This window comes from Shewanella sp. S1-49-MNA-CIBAN-0167, from assembly GCF_040310145.1.
Taxonomy (GTDB): domain Bacteria; phylum Pseudomonadota; class Gammaproteobacteria; order Enterobacterales; family Shewanellaceae; genus Shewanella; species Shewanella psychromarinicola.
This window is the reverse complement of sequence record NZ_JBEOPO010000335.1, coordinates 1-263: the sequence shown is the minus strand read 5'-3', so window position 1 is coordinate 263 and position 263 is coordinate 1. Positions and strand designations below refer to the sequence as shown.

1 protein-coding gene is annotated in these 263 nt (G+C 47.1%); it reads right to left on the bottom strand.

All coding sequences use genetic code 11. The features are described from left to right. Window positions 1-263 (bottom strand): phosphoglucose isomerase-related protein (locus AAEZ00_RS21535; protein ID WP_502959359.1); only part of this gene is annotated, 263 nt, incomplete at both ends.

Below are 263 nucleotides of genomic sequence, written 5' to 3'. Positions count from 1 at the left end.
CTGCATTACCAAAAGCAAGTACGCGGCTTTGTGCCAAACAATTGGCTAGCGACAGCTCATGCTGCTGCTGTAATGGCGCGTTTTGCGATTGACCACTATAACGGCGCACACAAGCAATAAAGTCACACGATACCTGCTGTGTACCTTGATGTAGCAACTGATAAAAAGCATGCTGCGCATTAGAGCCAATCTCGCCCCACAGAATCGGACAAGTATCATAATCAATATGATCACCGTGCTGAGTGACCGACTTACCATTACTC